The 2,333-nt window shown below is 56.7% G+C and carries 2 protein-coding genes; both read right to left on the bottom strand.

What is annotated here, in order from left to right; genetic code table 11:
• Positions 1–1,284, bottom strand: a 1,284-nt coding sequence (locus tag GX016_10420) for a serine dehydratase subunit alpha family protein (GenBank protein HHT71954.1), incomplete at its 3' end; no start/stop codon positions are given.
• A gap of 598 nt (positions 1,285–1,882) precedes the next feature.
• On the bottom strand, positions 1,883–2,333 hold a 451-nt coding region (locus GX016_10415), incomplete at its 5' end, for a hypothetical protein (protein ID HHT71953.1).

Raw genomic sequence — 2,333 nt, 5'->3', positions numbered from 1 at the left:
GCCCTGCATGACGGTGAGGATGGCGGCGTCAGTTTGGCCCAGGCCGTGGGTGCTGACGTAGCCGAGGTTGGCGATGGTTTGTTCGGCGGTTTTGCCGATGATGCCGTCCAGTTGGTCGGCGCTGAGGCCGCGGATGGCGAGCTTGGCGGCGAGGACGGCTTCGGCGGCGGTGGCGGCCAGTTTGAGGGCGCAGCCGTTTTTGCCGCCATCGCAGAAGACGCCGGCTAAGCTGGCGATGATGTTCTGGATGGCGCGGCCCACGGCGGCGGCATCCCCGCCCAGCAGCCAGGTGCAGGCGGCGGCGGAGCCGGCGCCGGCAGCTACGGAACAGCCGCAGATGGGCGATATTTTGCCGGTATGTTCTTTGATATAAACAGTGACCAGATGGCTTAGGGCCAGGGCCCGGGCCAGTTTTTCGGCGGGAAACTTTAGTTCTTCCCAGACCACGGTTACGGGAATGATGGCTTCGATACCGTGGTTGCCGCTGCCGGCGCTGGACATAATGGCGATGGGTAGTCCACCCATGCGGGCATCGGAAGCAGCGGCGGTATAGATACGGGCTTTAGTGGCCATATCGGCACCTAAGACACCCTGATCCAGCATGGTCTTTAGGGTTTTTCCCACGCCGTGGCCGGCGCTTTTGGTTAGACCTTCTTGGGCCGCCTGCCAGTTCATACGGGCTCCGTCCAGCAAGAACTGGATCTCGGCTGCCGGTACGGTTTCGATGAAATCCACTAAATCGGATAAGCTTAAATTTGAAATGGATTCAGGGGCAGAAGCTACGGCTGTGGCGGCTGTTTCCTGCACGGGCTCGCCGTAGATGGGCTGCCCGTTTTTCTCTACGTAAATGATGTTAGTATGACTTCCTGAAATAATTACTCGAGCGGAGTCTTGGCCTCGGGTCACAGTAGCTTGGACGAATATTCCGCTTAAGGCCGGATCGAAGGTTACGTCTACCCTACCCTGCTCCACCAGCTCCTTGGCCTGGTGCACGACTGCGAGCGTCACGGCAGAGAGCACTTCCAGCCCCTGTTCCGAGCGGCCGATGAGGGCACCTAAGGCAGCGGCAATGGGGATCCCGCGCTCGCCGGTACCGGGGATGCCAACGCCCAGGCCGTTCTTGTACACGCCGGGGCTGCAAACAACTTGGATACTGTCTACGGAGTCGATGTTACCGAGGGCCTCCCGGGCTCGGGCCACGGCCAGAGCACAGGCCACCGGTTCGGTACAACCAAAGGCCGGTTTTACTTGCGCACGCAATACGGATAAAAGTTGGGTTTGCATGGCAACCGCCTCCTATGATATGTTACTGTAATATGTTAGTTCCCAATGTTGACTGTTTTCTGTTGTTATTGATGGTCATGTGCCGATAATAGAAGTATTGCAAGTTGTATGCCAGGAAAGTGACATTGCTATGAAAGCACTACTTCGTTGTCATCCTGAGGGCTTTGCCCGAAGGATCTTATTCCGAATCCCTATACTACTACACCAACATAGCATTGATCGGGAGCCAGGCGGCCACGAGAGCCGCCCCTACGAGATGGTGCGGTGGCATGGAACGCAGGCGGCAGGGACTGCTCAGGATGACAGGCGGCATGGGAATGCTTAGTATGACAGGTGGCATGAGAATGCGCAGGATGAGACACCCATGTCATTGCTATGAAAGCACTACTTCGTTGTCATCCTGAGGGCTTTGCCCGAAGGATCTTATTCCGAATCGGTAACCTCACACTTCGCTAAGAACGGTAACCCGAAGCTCTGACATGTCGCCGAAGAATAAGGGCCACTGAGAAAAATAAACGCCCTTCCTTTTCTCAGGGTTGCAAAAAGAAGGTGCGCTGGTTTCTCAGGTATGCGAAATATTATCAGGTTTGCGAAACGATTATGAGGCCGGTGTGTCTTTGTGTTTGGCCAGTCGCCGGTACAAAGTAGCCAAGGAGATGCCCAGTCGCTGGGCGATTTGGGCCTTGGCTTCGGCCGAGGTGCCGTAGGCGTCAAGACAGTGGTTTAGAATCTGGCTTTCGTAGTTAGCTAGCATCTGTTCTAAGGTGGCACCGGCCGGTACTTCGTCGTAAGCCCCAGCACTTAAAGCCGCTGCCGTCTCAGCCGTGCTGTAGCCGTTGGTGCCGTTAGCTTTTTCACCGCGCAGGTACGGCGGCAAATCGGCCGGGGTGATTACCGAGCCGGGAGCCAGGTTAACAGCGTATTCGATGGCGTTTTCCAGTTCACGTACGTTGCCGGGCCAGTGATGTCGCCGAAGCAGCTCAAGTGCTTCGGCGCTAAGCTCCCTGGTACGGCGGCGCAGAAGGTTGGAATATTTATCGATAAAAAAG

Source organism: Bacillota bacterium (assembly GCA_012837285.1).
Taxonomy (GTDB): Bacteria; Bacillota; DTU030; order DUMP01; family DUMP01; genus DUNI01.
Note: the sequence above shows the minus strand (reverse complement) of the source record. Positions and strands in the feature narration are given on the sequence as shown.